The sequence below is a fragment of the Oscillospiraceae bacterium genome, from assembly GCA_022483045.1.
In the GTDB taxonomy this organism is placed as follows: domain Bacteria; phylum Bacillota; class Clostridia; order Oscillospirales; family Acutalibacteraceae; genus Caproicibacterium.
In genome coordinates this window covers 114,433-131,889 of record JAKVOA010000002.1, presented here as the reverse complement: position 1 = coordinate 131,889, position 17,457 = coordinate 114,433, and the positions used below count along the sequence as shown (strand labels likewise).

Below are 17,457 nucleotides of genomic sequence, written 5' to 3'. Positions count from 1 at the left end.
AAAAGAAAGAAAGCAAAGAAAAACCACGGATTTGGCTGTCTTACCCTGCTTTCCGCCGCTTTCTCAGAAAGCGGGCGGGGTTTGGGGAGGCGCCCCAAGACCTTTTTCTGTAAAGCAGGTTTGGGCTGCAAGCCAAAACGGGGAGTCTGTCCCTAACGCAGGTCGGGAACATTCCGGTGGAATGGCCCCAGCAAAGGATACTTTTTTGCTTTGTTCTTGCAAAAAACTTGCCCTGTGTGGGAAGCGTGTCTTTCATAAAGGAATCTTCATACAGCCGCAGCAGGCGCCTTTTACGAAAAGGATCATAAAACTTTTTGGTAATGGAAAAAGGTCGTGGGGTTATGCGCCCCACACGGGCACCTTCTTTCTGCCCAGCAGAAAGAAGGCAAAGACTGGCAAGGGCTGCCGCCCTTGACCTGTTTGGCCGGCTCCAAAGAAACACCGCAGGCTTTTCACGCTGAAAGCCGCCCTCAGCCCGCTTACTCGCCCTGCGGGCGGCAGCGGCCTGACGCCGTCCAACGCGCGAGGGGGTAAAGGCAAAGAAAAACCGCAGGTTTGGGCTGCAAGCCAAAACGGGGAGTCTGCCCCTAACGCAGGTCGGGAACATTCCGGTGGAATGGCCCCAGCAAAGGATACTTTTTTGCTTTGTTCTTGCAAAAAACTTGCCCTGTGTGGGAAGCAGAGAGAAAACAAGCACAGAAAAATCATCGTAAATTCCACGTTTTTAGATATATTAAATAACGCAGGAAAGAAATCTTTAGCGATAAGTGCTAATTGACAAATTCGCCCCCGCGAGTATAAAATAGTGGCAGAAACAAAGAGCGCCTATACGGCAAGACTTTAACGTTAACTGTAACAATAACCTGTATCTACCAACATTGAGAGAACTTGGCGGCATTAGCAGGTTATCTTTTTTTAGAGAGTCTTCTTTAACGTTAACTGTAACAATTACTTCACTGAATATTTCAGCCGGTCCCTTTTGAAGGAGGCTATAAAATGGGAGCTGAAACAATGGAGAATCAACTGGATATTGTCGTAATCGGCACCATTATCAAGGAGACAATCCAGTTTCCAAACCGGGTCATCGGCCCGGTGCTCGGCAGCCCGGCCGCTTACTCCAGCTTAGTCATGGCGGCGCAGGGCAGAAAGGTGGGCATTGTCACCTACTATGGCGGCGATATGGACGATGTCTACAAAGAGACCCAGGTGCTCGACCGGCGCAACGTTATGCCCTACGCCTACTCTACAACAAACCACCTGATCTACCGCAGCGACGGAACAAAATACGTGGAGTACCAGAAGTCGGCACCAAACATCCGCTTTTCCGATTTGTGCGAAGATTATCTGCGGCAGCAGTACTTTAAAATCTGCCCGATGAACTATGAAGTCGAACTCGACGTGGCAGAGCATCTGCATCAAATGGGCAAAACCGTGTTTATTGACCTTGGCGGATACGGCGGCGCCACCAGTGACGTGCGGCACAGCATAGAGGAAGTGTACGGCCGGGCAGTGATTGCGGCACTGTGCCGGAACAGCACCATCATCAAGGCAAGCGCGGAAGACCTGGAGTCCATTATTCCGGGCAGGACGGCTGAGGAGGCCGCGCTGTACTTGACAGAACAGGGCGCCCCCAACGTGGTCGTGACCCTTGGCTCGAAAGGGGTGCTGTACAAAGAAAAAGGCCAGCCGATTCGGCATATCGGGCCTTTTGCGGCGGTCAGCGAAATTCCAGACGGCTCCCTGGACTTTACCGGTGCGGGCGACTCTTTTGGGGCGGGCTTCATGGCTTCTTACGTAAAGGAAGAGGACATGACCAAGGCGGCAGTCAACGGCAACGCCACCGCTTCGCTGGTCATACAGAAAACAGGCGGGTGCACCTTTGGCCGCATGCCCACCAAAGAGCAGGTACAGCGGCGCATCGCCGAAAACAGTTAAGCCATTTCTTTATCTTTTAATTCATATAATCCACAATAAAGGAGAGAACAAAAGAACATGAGACAGATCGGGATCGGAATTATCGGGGCGGGCTCGATTGCAGACATCGGCCATTGTCCCTCCATTGCCGCACTGCCCAACGCAAAGCTTGAGGCCCTGTGCGACACCAACCAGGAGTTCCTGGACAAGATGAGCAAAAAGTGGTGCCCGGAAAAGACCTACACGGATTACCGGATGCTGCTGGCAGACCCTGCCGTGGAAGTCGTGATTGTGGCAACGCCAAACCGCCTGCATGCACAGCAGGCAATTGACGCCATGCGTGCGAAAAAACACGTGATTGTAGAGAAGCCTTTCGCCTGCACACATGACGAAGCGTGGAAAATGGTCGAAGTGGCAAAACAGGAAAAGGTCTTTTTGATGGCCGGCACAAACCAGCGCTTTTGGGAACAAAACCGCATTGCCCGCCAGCTGATTGACGAGGGCTTTATCGGTGCACCAATGATGGGCCGCTCCTCTCTGCACGAGGGCTGGAACCTGTACCACGAAAAACTGGCCTTTACCAGATTTCGTGCACATCCAGATGAGGCCGGCGCCGGCGCGCTGTTTGACCTGGGCGCACACCGGGCCGATCTGCTGATGTTCCTGATGGGCAGCAAACCAAAGCGCGTAATGGGCATTATCAAGCGCCTGGGCACCCCCGCCGAGTACACCACGCTGGACGACTCTTTCTGGATTACCATTGAATTTGAAAACGGCGCCACCGGCGTTATCAGCGGCGACCGGTACTCTCCGGTTGTTTCCAATATCTCTGAAGTGTACGGCACACAGGGCACGATCTTTACCGGCAGCGAGGCTACCAACCCCTACCAGAGCGCGCCGCTTGCCGTGTACACCGACAAAGACTTTAAACAGGACGAACTGCCCGACATCGTGCGGCAGTACCGCTACCCGCAGCTTTTCTGGTCTGAGGACATTATGCAGCCAAACGGCTATGTACAAAAACGCTGGGTCCCCATTTACCCGAAGCGCGGCTGGGCCTACAAATCTATGCTAGAGCACTTCCTGCACTGCGTCGAAACCGACACGCCGCCCTCCCTTACCCCAGAAGCGAGCGCACTGGTCACCGACGTACTGGTAGGTGCCTACCTGTCTATGAAGACCAACTCTTGGGTAGACCTGCCACTGACCGAAAACTACATTGTACCTGGCTACAACCCACCCGAAATTCATTAAAGTATTTCAGAATAATAGATTCTGAAGGAGGAAAAAATGAAAACGTTGAAAAGGATTTTAGCAGCCGTTTTGTCTTGCAGCATGCTTCTTGCATGTGCAGCCTGCGGCACCAGCTCCAGCTCCAGCGCGGCGGGCAGCGCGGCGGCCTCGACAGACAGCACCGCCAGCACAGCAGCCTCGACCACAAAGAGCGGCAGCATTACAGTGGGTTTCTCGTACCCGACTGCAAATAATGAATTCTGGAAAAATGCGCTGACCTATGTCAACCAGGCAGCCACTGCCATTGGCTTTAAGGTAGACGCAAAAGACTGCAACAACGACCAGGCACAGCAGGTAACAGACGTTGACAACATGATTTCTTCCGGTATCAATGCACTGGTGCTCGGCCCGCAGGACGCCTCTGTCTGCGCAGGCATTACCGCCAGCTGCAAAGCCAAAAATATCCCGGTGGTCATCATTGACCGCTGGCCCGGCGACGACCTGAAGGCCGGCACCGACTATGTTTGCTTTATCGGACCAAACGACCAGCAGGCAGGCTACGACATGGCGACTTCCCTGATTAAGGGCGGCTGCAAAAAGCTGGTTGGCATTGGCGGCTACCAGGGCACCTCTGTTGCAGAAGGCCGCAAGGCCGGCTTGGACAAGGCCCTGAAAGAGCACCCCGAAGTAAAGCTGCTGCAGTACATGTATGCAGGCGAAAACTGGGACGACGGCGACAAAGCTTTCCGCAACCTGTACCAGGCCCACCCGGACCTTGACGGCGTGTGGTGCTACAACGACTCCCTTGCGCTGGCCTCTGTTAACGTACTGAAAGAAGAAAAGAAGATTTCCAGCGTAAAAGTGGGCGGCATGGACCTTTTGAGCCCCGCTGTGAAGTCGATGACCTCAAAAGAGCTATGGTTCTCTACCGGCGGGCACTACCTGCAGGCGGCCTTTGGCGCAGTCATTGCCTATGACGTGGCAAGCGGTATTTCGTACACCGGCCAAAAGAAAATTCAGCTCGACCTGCTGTGCGTAGACCAGACCAACGTCGCAAAGTTTAGCAACAAGTACGGCGACGGCAAGCAGGCAATCGACTGGACGAATATTACAAAGACAAAGAACCCGAAGTCAACCTATACCTTTAAACTTTCCCTTGACTAAAAAACCAAACGAGGATGGCTGATCTTTGACCATTAAAAAAAGTTCATTTCCCGATGGCCTGGGCATGTCATCAGGCTGTCGGGGGTGAACTTTCCATTTTATTACGCAATGATGGGAGGAATAAGCTTGGAGAATGCGAAGGGCAAGGTCGTGCTGACAATGAAAGGCATGAAAAAGTATTTTCCCGGCACCAAGGCGCTGGATTGGGCCGATGACGATGTTGTAGAAATCCACGCAGGCGAGATACACGGCCTGGTGGGGGAAAACGGCGCCGGCAAGTCTACGCTGTTTCAGATACTCATGGGCATTTACGACAGTACCGGCGGCAGCATGGAGCTTTTTGGCAAACCCTATGACCCCAAAAATGTAGACGACGCCGAAAACGCGGGCATTTCCATTATCATGCAGCAGCCGAATTTCGCGTTTAACCTGACAGTCGCAGAAAACATCTTTATGGGCTGCGACAAGCAATTTAAAAACAAGGCGGGCCTGATCGACTGGAAACGGCAGAACGCCGCCGCCGCCGAGATTTTGCACCGCTTTCAGTACGACGACATAAAACCAACAGAAGTGCTCTCTGACCTAGGCTTTGAAAAAACCAAGCAGGTAGAGATTGCCCGCGCCCTTTCACAAAACCCAAAGGTGCTGCTGGTCGATGAAACCAGCGCGGCGATTTCAAAAAGTTCGGTAGACAACCTGTACAAGCTTTTGCGCGAGCAGCGCGACAAGGGCATGGCCATTATCTATATTTCTCACTTTATAGATGAGGTGCACGACCTGTGTGACCGAGTCAGCGTGCTGCGTGACGGCAAGCTGATTTCTAACATGAACGTAAGCGACGTGACCGCCGACATGATTATCCGCAGCATGGTGGGCCGCGATGTTTCTGATGCCGTGTACAGAAGCGACGACAGCAGCTCGATTGCCGACGTGATGCTTGAAACCAAAAGCCTGACCCGCGAGGGCGACTTTTCTGATATCAATATCCAGGTGCACGCGGGCGAAATTGTGGGCATTGCGGGCCTGGGCGGCTGCGGCTCTGATGCTTTTGGCAAGGCGCTGTTTGGCTACGAGCTGCCCACCGGCGGCGAGGTGATCTATAAAGGTAGGCCGGTAAAGGTAAAGTCCCCGCTGGAGGCCATGAAACTGGGCTTTGGCTATATCCCCAAAGACCGCGACAAAGAGGGCCTTTTCCTGATTTATGATTTAGTCATGAATATTTCGGCGGCAAACCTGAAAAATGTAAGTAAAAATGGAATCATCGACCACAAAAAAGAGCGCGGCATCGCAAAAGAATCGATACAGAAGTTTTTGATTAAGACCCCGTCCGAGAGCACCCCGGTGTCAGACCTGAGCGGCGGCAACCGGCAGAAAGTGGCTATTTCCAAGTGGGTTGTCAACCAATCAGAGTTTTTGATTGTCAACTCCCCGACCCGCGGCGTAGACGTGGGCGCCAAATACGAGATTTACAAGATTTTAGAGGACCTGAAAAACGAGGGCAAGGGAATTTTGCTCATTTCCGACGAGCTGCCCGAGCTTTTGGGTATGAGCGACCGGGTCTACTGCTTTAAAAAGGGCATGGTCTCTGGTGAATTTAAACGGAACGCCTTTACAGAAGAACTTGTGGCAACCAAAATGGTTTAGTTTGTTGGGAAGGATGTTGAGATATGGGAAAAACCCAAGCCATAACACAGACAAAGCAAAAAGACTTTGTCAGCTTCATTAAAAAGAATGTTTCTTTTGCAGCGCTGGTTATTTTATTTGTGCTGTTTGTATTTACGACCGACGGCAAGTTTTTGACAGGCAGCAATATGCTCAGCGTGCTGGGCTCTTCTACCGACCTGCTCATCTGCGCCCTGGGCGGCACGTTTATTATCCTGCTGGGCAGCATTGACTTGTCGGTAGGCTCTATGATAAGCCTGTGCGGCGTGGTGGCAGCAAAGGTGTACCTTTCCACAGGCAACCTGCTGTTTGCCATTTTGGCGGCACTGGGTGTTTCGCTTGTGTGCTACCTGTTTATGGGCCTGATTCACACCCGGCTGATGGTGCCGACCTTTATAGTCACCCTGGGCATGCTCTCGATTGCCCGCGCAGTGGTCACCATGATAAGCGGCGGCTCCATTACCATGATTAACTTTAACAGCCCCTTTAAGCAGATTTTCGGGCAGCGCCCGTGGATGCTGATTATCGCGGCGGCGGCGTTTGTCATTGTTTATATTATTGAAAGATACACCCTGTTTGGCAGATACACCCGCCTGGTCGGCGGCGACGAGACCGTGGCCCGCCTGAGCGGCATTAACGTAAACCGGCTGAAAGTCATGGTGTTTCTGTTTGCCGGTGTGTTTACGGCACTGGGCGGCTTGGTGATGGCGGCGCGCATTGGCTCTGGCTCCCCCTCTGTTGGGCAGAGCTATGAGCTGAATGTTATCACAGCGGTTGTTTTGGGCGGCACCTCGCAGCGCGGCGGTATTGGCGGCGTGCGCGGCTCTTTGGTAGGCGCCCTGACCATTGGCATTTTGGCAAACGGCCTGGTGCTGTGGGGCATGCCCTCAGAAGTACAGCTCTTAATCAAGGGCCTGGTTGTTATCTTTGCGGTTGCGGTTTCGACAGAAAGAAAGCCCAACATGGTCAACAAATAAAAACCTGCAGGAGGGGCAGACATGAAAAACTACTCAGATCAAGAATTGATGGAACAGGCCAAAAAGAAGATTACTGCCGAGGCCGACGCCCTGGAAAAGGTGTCGCAGCAGGTAGACGAATCTTATGCACAGGCTGTTCACGCAATTTTAAACTGCAAGGGCCGGCTTATCGTGACGGGCCTTGGCAAGACCGGGCACATCGGCGAAAAAATAGCCGCCACCTTTGCAAGCCTTGGCGTACCGGCGTTTTTCGTACATAGCTGTGAGTCCCTGCACGGCGACATGGGCATGATTACAAAAGACGACGTGGTGATCATGATTTCCAACAGCGGCAAGTCAAAGGAAATTTTAAATATGCTGCCGTCTTTAAAAATCATTGGGCCGACCACGATCTCGATTACCAAAAGCAAAGACTCCCCCCTGGCACAGGGCACCGACATCGCCCTTAAGGTGGACGCCGGCAGCGAAATTGACCACATGGGCCTGGCGCCGACCACAAGCTCGACCTCGGCCCTGGCCGTGGGCGACGCGCTGGCAACCATTGTGTGCGAGATGAAAGGCTTTAAAAAAGAGGACTTTGCGCTCTCTCACCCGGGTGGTGCTTTGGGGCAGCAGCTGCTCAAAGAATACAAGGCCCGCGTAAAGTAAGGGATTCCTTGTACTACTGGGGGATAAAATGAAGCGAAAAAACGGCAGAGCCTTTTTACTGGGCATTTTCAGCGTGATGTTTGTCGGGGCCGTGTGTGCCACTACGCAGGGGGTCTTGCTCAGTGAATACATCGCCTACTACCACCTGTACTCGTACCAGCAGGGACTGATGAGTTCCTTTCAAAGTGCGGGCAGCCTGGCGGCGCTGTTTTTGGCGGGCGTGCTGGCGGGCCGCATGGAAAAAAGCCGCGTGCTGGTCTTGACCGCCGTGGGCATTCCGATTATCTTTTTCCTTTTTGGCACCAGGCCCCTGTTTGCGCTTTTGCTGGCGGGCTACGGCGTGTACGGCATTTTGTTTGGCTTTATGGATTCTCTGGGTTCTTCCATTATGGTAGACCTGTACCCGGAAAAATCCGCATTTTATGTAAATCTATTGCACGGCATTTACGGAATTGGGGGCTTGGCGGGGCCGGTCCTGCTCAGCCTGCTGGCAAAGGCGGGCCTCGCCTGGCAGCAAAGGCTTTTGGCAGTGGGGTGCCTGTCGCTTGTGGCGGCGGTGCTCTACCTGCGGGGTGAGCACGCGCTTTCGGGTGCGGGCAGGGCCGGCGCCCGCCCGGCCGCCGAGAAAAAAATCCGCGGCGGGGATATACGGGCCTTTGTTTCGGAAAAGGGCAAGCGCGGGCTTTTGATTTGTTCCTTTTTGTACGGCGCCCATCAAATCGGCATTACCACTTGGATTACGCGCTATCTTTCAGAGTACCTGAAAAGCCCGGCGTACGGGGCAGTGGCGCTTTCGGTCTTTTGGGTGACCGTGGCGGCCGCGCGGCTCGTGGTACCGCGGCTGGGGCTGCTGCCGCGGCAGGTCATTTTCGCGGGGCACCTGATTGCGGGGGCGGCGGTTTTGGCCGGCGTACTTTCTGGCAGCGGTCTTGTTATGCTGGCCATGACGGGGGTTTCCGGCTTTGCCGAGGGCACCATTCTGCCCATGACGCTCGACATTGCCTGCCACTGGAGCATGGAAAAGACCTCGCTGGGCAGCTCTATGGTGCTTATCGCGCACTACGCGGGCTTTATGGCGGCGCCGCTGCTCATCGGCTTTTTGATAGCGCGCTGCAGCGTGGCGGCGGGAATGCTGATACCGGCGGTGCTTTCGCTGGCCGCGGCGGCGGTGTTTCGCACACAGTGCTGGCAGACCGTGCGGCACACAGAGAGCGGGCCGCCCGCTGGGGAACAGCTAGAACAGCTATAGGAAAGACAATTTGATTTGTAGTAGACAGGAGGTACGGCAATGATAGCAATCGGCAGTGACCACGGCGGCTGGGCCTTAAAACAGGAACTAATGAAGTGGCTGACAGAGCAGAAAATTGCGTACAAAGACTTTGGGTGCTATACGCCAGAGTCAGTGGATTATCCGGATATTGCAGAGCCGGTGGCAAATGCGGTTGCCGGCGGCCAATACGAAAAGGGGATTCTGCTGTGCGGCACGGGGGTCGGCATCTCTATGGCGGCCAATAAAGTAAACGGCGTGCGGGCAGCCTGCTGCTCTGACTGCTTCAGCGCAAAGCTGACGCGGCAACACAACAACGCCAATATCCTGTGCATGGGCGGGCGCGTAGTCGGCCCGGGGCTGGCGATTATGATGACAGACCTTTTTCTGCACACCGCGTACGAGGGCGGGCGCCATCAGCGCCGGCTGGATAAACTGACCGCCATTGAAAAACGGCAGGGCGGGGACTGACTCGCCCAAAGGCAGGAGCCTGCAATGATCAAAACAATTATTTTCGATATGGACGGCCTTATGATTGACTCAGAGCGCTGTACCTATGAGGCGTACACGAAGGCCTGCGGCCGGCGCGGCTACAACATGGAGCTGTCGTATTACAAAACCCTTATCGGGCACAACATGGCGCTTATCCGCCGCGAGCTGCCCGCACATTTTGGGCCGGCGTTTCCGACTGACGCGGTCGTTGCCGAGGTTTTCGGCCTGCTGGAAACGCGCTTTCTCACCGAGGGCGTCCCCCTAAAGCCCGGCCTGCTGGAACTTTTGACGTATATTAGCAGTGCAGGGTACAAAGCGGTGCTGGCCACCTCTAGTGACCGGCAGCGGGTAAACGGGATCCTTGCCATGACAGGGCTTGGCGGGTACTTTGATGATTCCGTGTGCGGGGACGAAATCAAGGCGGGCAAGCCCAACCCCGAAATCTTTTTGACCGCCTGCCGCAAAGCGGGCACGCCCCCGCGGCAGGCGCTGGTGCTGGAGGACTCGGAGTGGGGCGTCTTGGCGGCGCACGCCGCGGGCACTGCGTGTATCTGCGTGCCAGACATGGTCGTGCCTGCCCCGCAGATCGCAGAGAAAGCCAACTTGGTCGCAGAGACACTTTCAGCAGTCATTCCGTACTTAAAACAGGACCGCAGAGCCGACTCTGGCCTTACGGCCTTTCACCATGTGTGCGTGGTCGCAAAAGAAGAGGCCGCCGCACTGGCGTTTTACACAAAGGGCCTGGGACTGGAGGTGATGCGCACCTCTTACTCGGAAAATCGGCACGCAAAAAAGCTGGAGCTTGCCCTGAACGGGCGCTATGTGCTGGAGCTTTTCGTGCCCGACCAGCCGGCCCCCGCGGGGCTTGAGCATGTTTCCTTTTTAGTGCGGGACCTGCCGTGCCTGCTCAAGACAATGCGGGCGGGCGGCTGCAAAACAGAGGGACCAAAGCTCGACCGCGCCACCGGCAAGCAGTATGCTTTCCTATATGACCCGGACGGCCTGAAAATTGAACTGTACGAAGAATGAGAAAAACACAAAAAGGTTCGCGGCTAAAAAACAGGCTGCGGGCCTTTTTGTGTTTTCTGCAGGAAAAATACAGAATGAAGATGACAGCAGATAGTTTGACACGCCGGAAAAAGCGCTGCGCAGGAGCGCCCCCCCAAAAAAGCGGCGAAAGCGCACCCCCGCCGGGGGAAAATTGTGCATGAATGTTCACATTTTACAGATAGACACCACTTTTTTGGTATGCTATAATGAATGCACGTTTTATAAAGCGGAAAAAGGGGGAGTACCATGGCGCGCGAACAGTACCTGCTGCACCAGGGGGAAGAGACCATTCACAGCGAAGACTTGAAGCGGGACCCACAAACCCCAAAGGACAAGCGGGCCAATTTCTGGTATTATCACAAATGGCATGTGCTGATTGCCATTGCCGCCATTCTTTTGGCGTCACTGTTCCTGTATGACTTGTTCGGCAAGACAAAGCCGGATTATCAGATCGGCCTGATTACAAAATATCAGGTAGACCAGGAAACCATCAATACGATGCAGACTACGCTTGCAAAGTACGCAGATGACAAAAACGGCGACGGCAAGGTCGTGATTGAGGTGAGCAACTACGCCGTGGGGATGGCGGACACCAATCAGCAGGTGGCCGCGGCAAACGAAACCCGCCTAATGGGCGACTTCAGCGACTACAGCGACATGCTCTTTTTCTGTGACACCACGGGCTACAATTACATTCAGGAGCAGGGCGGCTGGGATACCTCACACGCCAAAATGACGGTGCCAAAGGCGATGCAGCTGCAAAAGAACACAACCTTAACGGCAAATATGCGCCTGCTGCAAAAAAGCGGCGATAAAAAGTACGAAACACATAAAACCTATTGGGACAAAAGTTATCAGATTTTTCAGAAGCTGACAGCGGCTGCCAAATAAAAAGCGGGGCTTTCCGCGGCCAAATCGGCCGGCGCGGGCCCCGTTTCTGTATTTGCATTCTTTGTAAAAAAAGATTTATAAAATAGATTGTACACAAAAAGCGATACATCAGCCGCTTTGGGAAAAAGCAGCCAGCGCGGCGCGGTCCAGCAGCTGCACGCTGCGGTAGCCTAGGCGGACCCAGCCCTTTTGGGCAAAGCTGTGCAGCACGCGGTTTACTGTAATGCGCGTGACCCCCGCAAGGGCGCCCAGGTCTTCCTGTGAGCTCGCCACGCTGCCCGCGGGCGACGCAAGCGCCAGCAGCGTCTCGGCCAGGCGCCGGTCTGCCGGCAGAAAGGAAATGGTGTCCAGCTCCTGCGAAAGCATACGCACGGTCTTTGCCAGGGTTTGCAGCATTTGCAGCGCAAAGGCAGGCTCGCGCTGAAACAGGGCGGTCAGCTCTTCCTGCCCAATCACCGCCAGCTGGCATTCGGTGAGGGTGCGCGCGCAGGTGGTGCGCGGCTCGCCGTCTAAGAAAGCGGCTTCGCCAAAAATGCTGCCCGGCTCGCGCTCGGTCACGGTCTTTTCGCTGCCCTCGTCAGAGATGAGAAAGATGCGCACCCGCCCTTTTTGCAGATAGTAGAAGCGGCGGCCGGCCTCCCCCTGCAGGTAGATGATACGCCCACGCGGTACGGTGCGCAGCGGCTGCCCTTTGGCCAGCACGGACCACCCCGCCGCCGGTGCGGAAAAATGCAGGCTGTTTGATTTCATGGCGAAGACCTCGTTTCGTTTGTTTCCTGTTTGTGCGGCTTTGCGCCGCGGGGGATTCTTTCATTAAATTGTAACACGCTTTACATTCTTTGTAAACGAATTGTGCGATAATCAGGAAAAGCATTTCGGTAAGGAGGCATTTTGTATGGGAATGACCATGACACAAAAGATCTTGGCGGCGCACGCCGGGCTTGACAGCGTGAAACCCGGCCAGCTGATTGAGGCAAATCTGGACCTGGTGCTGGGCAACGATATCACCAGCCCGGTCGCCATCAATGCGTTTGAGGGCTGTGGGGCTGACAGCGTCTTTGACAACAAACGCATCGCATTGGTGCTGGACCATTTTGTACCGAATAAGGATATCAAGGCTGCCGAGCAGTGCCGCCGTACCCGCGGCTTTGCTGGGAAGTACGATATCAAGAATTTCTTTGACGTGGGCAGAATGGGCATCGAGCACGCCCTGCTGCCAGAGCAGGGCCTTGTCGGCCCGGGCGACTGCATTATCGGCGCGGACAGCCACACCTGCACCTATGGCGCGCTGGGCGCGTTTTCTACCGGTGTGGGCAGCACCGACATGGCCGCCGGCATGATTTCGGGTAAGGCATGGTTTAAAGTGCCCGCGGCGATCAAGGTCGTACTGAAAGGAAAACCCACCGGCTTTGTCTGTGGTAAAGACGTCATTCTGCACTTGATTGGTACTATCGGGGTAGACGGCGCGCTGTACAAATCGCTGGAGTTTACCGGCGAGGGCGTGTCGGCGCTCTCTATTGAAGACCGCCTGTGTATGGCCAACATGGCCATTGAGGCCGGCGCGAAAAACGGCATTTTTCCGGTAGATGACAAGACCCTGGCGTACGAAAAAGGGCGCTTTGGGCGCGAAATTAAAATTTATCAGGCAGACCCCGACGCCGTGTACGAGCGCACGGTCGAAATCGACCTTTCCACGCTGCGGCCAACGGTCAGCTTTCCGCACCTGCCGGACAACACCCGCACCATTGACGAGGCGGCCGGCGTAAAAATTGACCAGGCGGTCATCGGCTCGTGCACCAACGGCCGCATGGAGGACATGCGCGCTGCGGCGGCGCTTTTAAAGGGCCGCAAAGTGGCCGATGGTGTTCGCTGTATTGTCATTCCGGCTACACAAAAGATTTACCTGCAGTGCATCCGCGAGGGCCTGATCGAGACCTTTATCGAGGCGGGGGCCGTGGTCAGCACACCGACCTGCGGGCCGTGCCTGGGTGGCTACATGGGCATTTTGGGCAAGGGCGAGCGCGCGGTCTCTACCACCAACCGCAACTTTGTCGGCCGCATGGGCCATGTGGAGAGCGAAGTTTATCTGGCGAGCCCGGCTGTGGCGGCGGCGAGCGCCATTACCGGCGTGCTGACCGACCCGGCAAAGCTGTAAAAGGAGGCTGCAGACATGATTGTAAAAGGAAAAGTACACAAATATGGAAACAACGTCGACACCGACGTGATTATTCCTGCGCGGTATCTGAACACTTCCTCGAAAGAGGAACTGGCGCAGCACTGCATGGAAGATATTGATAAAGAATTTGTCAAGACGGTGCAGCCCGGCGACATCATTGTGGCCGACAAAAACTTTGGCTGTGGTTCTTCACGCGAGCACGCGCCCATCGCGATACAGGCGAGCGGCGTTTCGTGCGTGATTGCGAGCACGTTTGCGCGTATTTTTTACCGTAACTCTATCAACATCGGCCTGCCGATTCTGGAGTGTGAGGCGGCGGCCAAGGCGATTCAAAACGGCGACGAAGTGCAGGCTGACTTTGCCACCGGCGTCATCAAGGACCTGACCACCGGCGCATCGTTTCAGGCCGAGCCGTTTCCGCCGTTCATTCAGAGCATTATCGATGCGGGCGGCCTGCTCAACAGCCTGCAAAACAGAAAAAAAGAATAAGCGCAGAGCGCTGCGGGGGCTGCCTTTTGGCGGCCCCCCTTCTTTCTTTTTAGGGAAAAAGAAAGAAGGCAAAGAAAAACCACGGATTTGGCTGTCTTACCCTGCGTTCGGCCGCTTTTTCAGAAAGCGGGCCGCTGCCAAAAAGCCAGCGAGTCGCGCTCGTAAGCGTCAAGGTCAAAAGAGGGCTTGTCCTTATCTGCAGGCACGGGGCGGCGGTTGTCGTAGTTGCCCTCTAAAAGCTTCTGCCAATTTTGCGGGGACAACAGCCAGTCGAGTGAGCAGCCGCTCCATTTGCCGCTTCTGCCGGAAAGAAAGTCCGACGCCTCGGCACGGCGAAAAACCGCCTCCATTTTGTCGGGCGTCAGCTTCTTTTCTAAAAGGCGCTTCTTGCGGGCGGCGCTCCATTCCTTTGTATTCGCCGGCTGCGGAAACGACGGACAGGCCCGTAAAAATGCCTCACGGTATGCGGAGAGCGGCGCGGTCTTTTGTGCCCCGCCGGAGCTTGGCCCCGCCTGCACGGGGCCTGCCTGAGGGTCAGATTCGGGTACAGATTCGGGTACAGATTCGGGTACAGATTCGGGTACAGGGTCAGATTTAGGTACAGGGTCAGATTTAGGTACAGGGTCAGATTCAGGTACAGGGTCAGCTGCAGGTGCAGCAAAAGCAGCGGGCGGCAGCTTTTGGTGGCTTTTGCGGGCAGAGTCGCTGCGCTTTTTGCAGATGCGGCGGTACTTTTCGGCGTCGCGCCCGGTCTGCTTGCTCATCATCTGAAAGACAATTTCTGCGGCGGGCTGCTCAAAATGCCCGGCTTCGCCGGTTTGCGCAAAGCGCACCACCGCCTGCAGCACAGAGAGCGCCAGGGCCGGCTGCCCCAGCATTTCTAAGTAGTCTATCCAATCATAATAAAAAATCATTGATTCCTTTTGTGCCACAAAAATTCCCCTTTCTGCGAAAATATCCGTTTCTTTACCGCTCAAAAGAGGGATTCCTTCGCCGTTTACAGCGAATATATCGCTTGAAATGTGGAATTTCATAGAATATTCATCATTTGCAAATTTGTTACTTTTATAATATGATATATGTACCTATCGAAAAGGAGGGTCATAACATGGCGCAAGGAAAAATTCTGGTGGTAGACGACGACCAGAATATCTGTGAACTGCTGCGGCTGTATATTGAAAAGGAAGGGTTTGAGGTCGTTATTGCAAACGACGGCCGGCAGGCACTCAAGCTTTTTGACGAACAAAACCCCGACCTCGTGATGCTGGACATTATGCTGCCAGAGCTGGACGGCTGGCAGGTCTGCCGGGAAATCCGCAAAAAAAGCCAGTGCCCCATTATTATGCTGACGGCAAAAGGCGAGACCTTTGACAAGGTGCTTGGGCTGGAGCTTGGCGCCGATGACTACGTAGTAAAGCCCTTTGAGGCAAAAGAAGTGGTTGCGCGCATAAAGGCGGTGCTGCGGCGCATGGGCAAAAGCAACACCCAGGCCGTAAAAGAAGTGCACTACGATAAACTTTCGATTAACCTGACAAACTACGAACTGAAGGTAAACGGAAAGGTGATAGACACCCCGCCAAAGGAAATGGAGCTGATTTACCACCTGGCAAGCAACCCAAACCGCGTCTTTACCCGCGACCAGCTGCTGGACGAGGTGTGGGGCTTTGACTACTACGGCGACAGCCGCACCGTGGACGTGCACGTCAAGCGCCTGCGTGAAAAACTAGAGGGCGTGTCGGACCAGTGGTCACTGAAAACCGTGTGGGGCGTTGGGTATAAATTTGAAGTAAAAGACGACGCGGACAAAACCTGAAAAGAGAATGAGTGAGTGCTTTGGGCAATAAAATGAAACATAAATCCCTGTTTAAAAAATATCTGCGTATGACGCTTTTGACCATCTTGGTGAGCTTTGCCATTTTGGGCTTAGTGATGCTGCTGTTTTTTAGCAGCAACTGGAAACACGAGAAGCGCGCCGCCCTGAGCAAAAACGCCACGAGCGTTTCACAGGTAGTGGCGCGCGGCGCCGCCGCCGACAGCAGCGGCAGCGTGCAGATTGACCGCGAGGCGCTGGAGCAGTTTCTGCCCACGGTATGCCGCATCAACTCAAGCGATATTTTAATTACGGACAAACAGGGCAAAATCTTAATCTGCGGGCAGGGCACAGACGGCGTTGTGCACCTGAACCGCCAGGTGCCCAAAGACACTATACAAAAGGCGCTTGCCGGCAGCTATGACGACAAAACGCTGCTTGGCGGCATTTACGAGGCCCCCTACTACGTGGTGGGCGTGCCGGTAAAGGCCACGCTTTCGAGCGGGCAGCAGACCATTGGCGCGGTCTTTGCCAGCGTGGCCGTGGGCAGCCTGACGGACAACCGCAAGGACATTTTCCGCATGTTTCTGTTTGCGGCCTGTGCGGCCTTTGCGGTAGGCTTCTGTATGGTGTGGGTGTTTTCCTACAACATGGTGCGCCCGCTGCGCAGCATGGCAGACGCCGCCCGCAGCTTTGGCGAAGGCAGCTTTTCCAAGCGCGTGCCCGTCACGAGCAGCGACGAGATCGGCGAGCTGGCCGCGGCCTTTAACAACATGGCAGAGTCCCTGGCAAACAGCGAGTATACCCGCCGCAGCTTTATCGCCAACGTTTCACATGAGCTGAAAACCCCCATGACAACCATTGCGGGCTTTATCGACGGCATTTTGGACGGTACAATCCCGCCCGAAAAGCAGAGCCACTATTTGCAGATCGTTTCGCAGGAGGTCAAGCGCCTGTCGCGGCTGGTGCGCACGATGCTAGACCTTTCCCGCATTGACAGCGGCGAGCTGAAGCTGCGCCCCGCGCGCTTTGATATTACCGAAACCGTGCTAACGACGATGCTCAGCTTTGAAAAGCCCATCAGCGTAAAGAAGATACAGGTAGAGGGGCTGGAAGATACCCACCCCGTCTTTGTAGACGGCGACCCCGACATGATTCATCAGGTTATTTATAATTTAGTAGAAAATGCCGTGAAGTTTACAAACGAGGGCGGCTATATCCGGGTTATGGTCGGGGAAGAGCCGACCCGCACCACCGTGACCATCCGCAACAGCGGCGACGGCATTGCCCCCGAGGAGCTCAACCAGATTTTCGGCCGCTTCTATAAAACAGATAAGTCCCGCAGCAAAGATAAGACCGGCATGGGCCTGGGGCTGTATATCGTGCGCACCATTGTGCAGCAGCACGGCGGCGAGATTACCGTGAATTCCGAGCTGGGCCGGTACAGCGAGTTTTCTTTCTGGCTGCCAAAAGAGATTTCGCACGCCGTGGACGAAAATCTGCCCACCACCACGGTGCGCGCACAGGTCGTGCAGCCGCTGCACCCCAAAGTGGAGCCGGGAAAAGAGAAAGCTGCCCCTAAGGCAAAGGGGAAAGACGGCGCAGGCACACCAAAAGCTGCCGCGCCCGCAAAACCGAAGAAGCATAACGGAAAAAAGCGGAACGGACCCCGGTCTTAGGAGGG

At 54.9% G+C, this 17,457-nt stretch carries 16 protein-coding genes; 14 read left to right on the top strand and 2 right to left on the bottom strand.

Going from position 1 to position 17,457, the window contains the following annotated elements:
* The first annotated feature begins 996 nt into the window (after positions 1-996).
* From LKE53_09385 to LKE53_09340, 10 genes are all read left to right on the top strand, one after another.
* On the top strand, positions 997-1,935 hold the full coding sequence (locus tag LKE53_09385) for a carbohydrate kinase family protein (protein ID MCH3972953.1): 939 nt from the start codon (positions 997-999) through the stop codon (positions 1,933-1,935).
* A gap of 57 nt (positions 1,936-1,992) precedes the next feature.
* The gene (locus tag LKE53_09380; GenBank protein ID MCH3972952.1) at positions 1,993-3,168 is read left to right on the top strand and encodes a Gfo/Idh/MocA family oxidoreductase; all 1,176 of its coding nucleotides are present in this window, start codon (positions 1,993-1,995) and stop codon (positions 3,166-3,168) included.
* Between the two features lie 36 nt (positions 3,169-3,204).
* The gene (locus tag LKE53_09375) at positions 3,205-4,311 is read left to right on the top strand and encodes a substrate-binding domain-containing protein (protein ID MCH3972951.1); all 1,107 of its coding nucleotides are present in this window, start codon (positions 3,205-3,207) and stop codon (positions 4,309-4,311) included.
* A 126-nt stretch (positions 4,312-4,437) separates the two neighbouring features.
* Positions 4,438-5,955: a sugar ABC transporter ATP-binding protein gene (locus LKE53_09370; GenBank protein MCH3972950.1), complete on the top strand. Its 1,518-nt coding sequence runs from the start codon at positions 4,438-4,440 to the stop codon at positions 5,953-5,955.
* 23 nt (positions 5,956-5,978) lie between these two features.
* On the top strand, positions 5,979-6,950 hold the full coding sequence (locus LKE53_09365; GenBank protein ID MCH3972949.1) for an ABC transporter permease: 972 nt from the start codon (positions 5,979-5,981) through the stop codon (positions 6,948-6,950).
* 21 nt (positions 6,951-6,971) lie between these two features.
* Positions 6,972-7,598 carry an SIS domain-containing protein gene (locus LKE53_09360; GenBank protein ID MCH3972948.1) on the top strand — a complete coding sequence of 209 codons (627 nt, stop codon included), beginning with the start codon at positions 6,972-6,974 and terminating at the stop codon, positions 7,596-7,598.
* Between the two features lie 28 nt (positions 7,599-7,626).
* Positions 7,627-8,847 carry an MFS transporter gene (locus tag LKE53_09355; GenBank protein ID MCH3972947.1) on the top strand — a complete coding sequence of 407 codons (1,221 nt, stop codon included), beginning with the start codon at positions 7,627-7,629 and terminating at the stop codon, positions 8,845-8,847.
* Positions 8,848-8,886: 39 nt separating this feature from the next.
* A complete protein-coding gene (gene rpiB, locus LKE53_09350) occupies positions 8,887-9,336 on the top strand; it encodes a ribose 5-phosphate isomerase B (protein ID MCH3972946.1) in 450 nt (149 codons plus the stop codon).
* A gap of 24 nt (positions 9,337-9,360) precedes the next feature.
* Positions 9,361-10,386, top strand: a complete 1,026-nt coding sequence (locus LKE53_09345) for an HAD-IA family hydrolase (protein MCH3972945.1) — start codon at positions 9,361-9,363, stop codon at positions 10,384-10,386.
* A gap of 267 nt (positions 10,387-10,653) precedes the next feature.
* Positions 10,654-11,298, top strand: coding sequence for a hypothetical protein (locus LKE53_09340; protein ID MCH3972944.1), 645 nt, complete (start codon positions 10,654-10,656; stop codon positions 11,296-11,298).
* A gap of 108 nt (positions 11,299-11,406) precedes the next feature.
* Here LKE53_09340 and LKE53_09335 read toward each other — a convergent pair whose 3' ends face one another.
* Positions 11,407-12,048, bottom strand: coding sequence for a Crp/Fnr family transcriptional regulator (locus LKE53_09335; GenBank protein MCH3972943.1), 642 nt, complete (start codon positions 12,046-12,048; stop codon positions 11,407-11,409).
* Positions 12,049-12,193: 145 nt separating this feature from the next.
* On the opposite strand from LKE53_09335, the gene leuC reads away from it, so the two are divergent.
* Both leuC and leuD read left to right on the top strand, forming a co-directional pair.
* Positions 12,194-13,453, top strand: coding sequence for a 3-isopropylmalate dehydratase large subunit (gene leuC, locus LKE53_09330; protein MCH3972942.1), 1,260 nt, complete (start codon positions 12,194-12,196; stop codon positions 13,451-13,453).
* Between the two features lie 15 nt (positions 13,454-13,468).
* Positions 13,469-13,963, top strand: coding sequence for a 3-isopropylmalate dehydratase small subunit (gene leuD / locus LKE53_09325; protein MCH3972941.1), 495 nt, complete (start codon positions 13,469-13,471; stop codon positions 13,961-13,963).
* 119 nt (positions 13,964-14,082) lie between these two features.
* On the opposite strand, the gene LKE53_09320 is transcribed toward leuD, so the two are convergent.
* Positions 14,083-14,877 (bottom strand): DUF6291 domain-containing protein, encoded by a 795-nt coding sequence (locus LKE53_09320; GenBank protein ID MCH3972940.1) that lies wholly within the window; start codon positions 14,875-14,877, stop codon positions 14,083-14,085.
* Between the two features lie 194 nt (positions 14,878-15,071).
* On the opposite strand from LKE53_09320, the gene LKE53_09315 reads away from it, so the two are divergent.
* Together LKE53_09315 and LKE53_09310 are read left to right on the top strand one after the other, a co-directional pair.
* Positions 15,072-15,776, top strand: a complete 705-nt coding sequence (locus LKE53_09315) for a response regulator transcription factor (protein ID MCH3972939.1) — start codon at positions 15,072-15,074, stop codon at positions 15,774-15,776.
* Positions 15,777-15,808: 32 nt separating this feature from the next.
* On the top strand, positions 15,809-17,452 hold the full coding sequence (locus LKE53_09310; GenBank protein MCH3972938.1) for a HAMP domain-containing histidine kinase: 1,644 nt from the start codon (positions 15,809-15,811) through the stop codon (positions 17,450-17,452).
* Positions 17,453-17,457 lie beyond the last annotated feature (5 nt).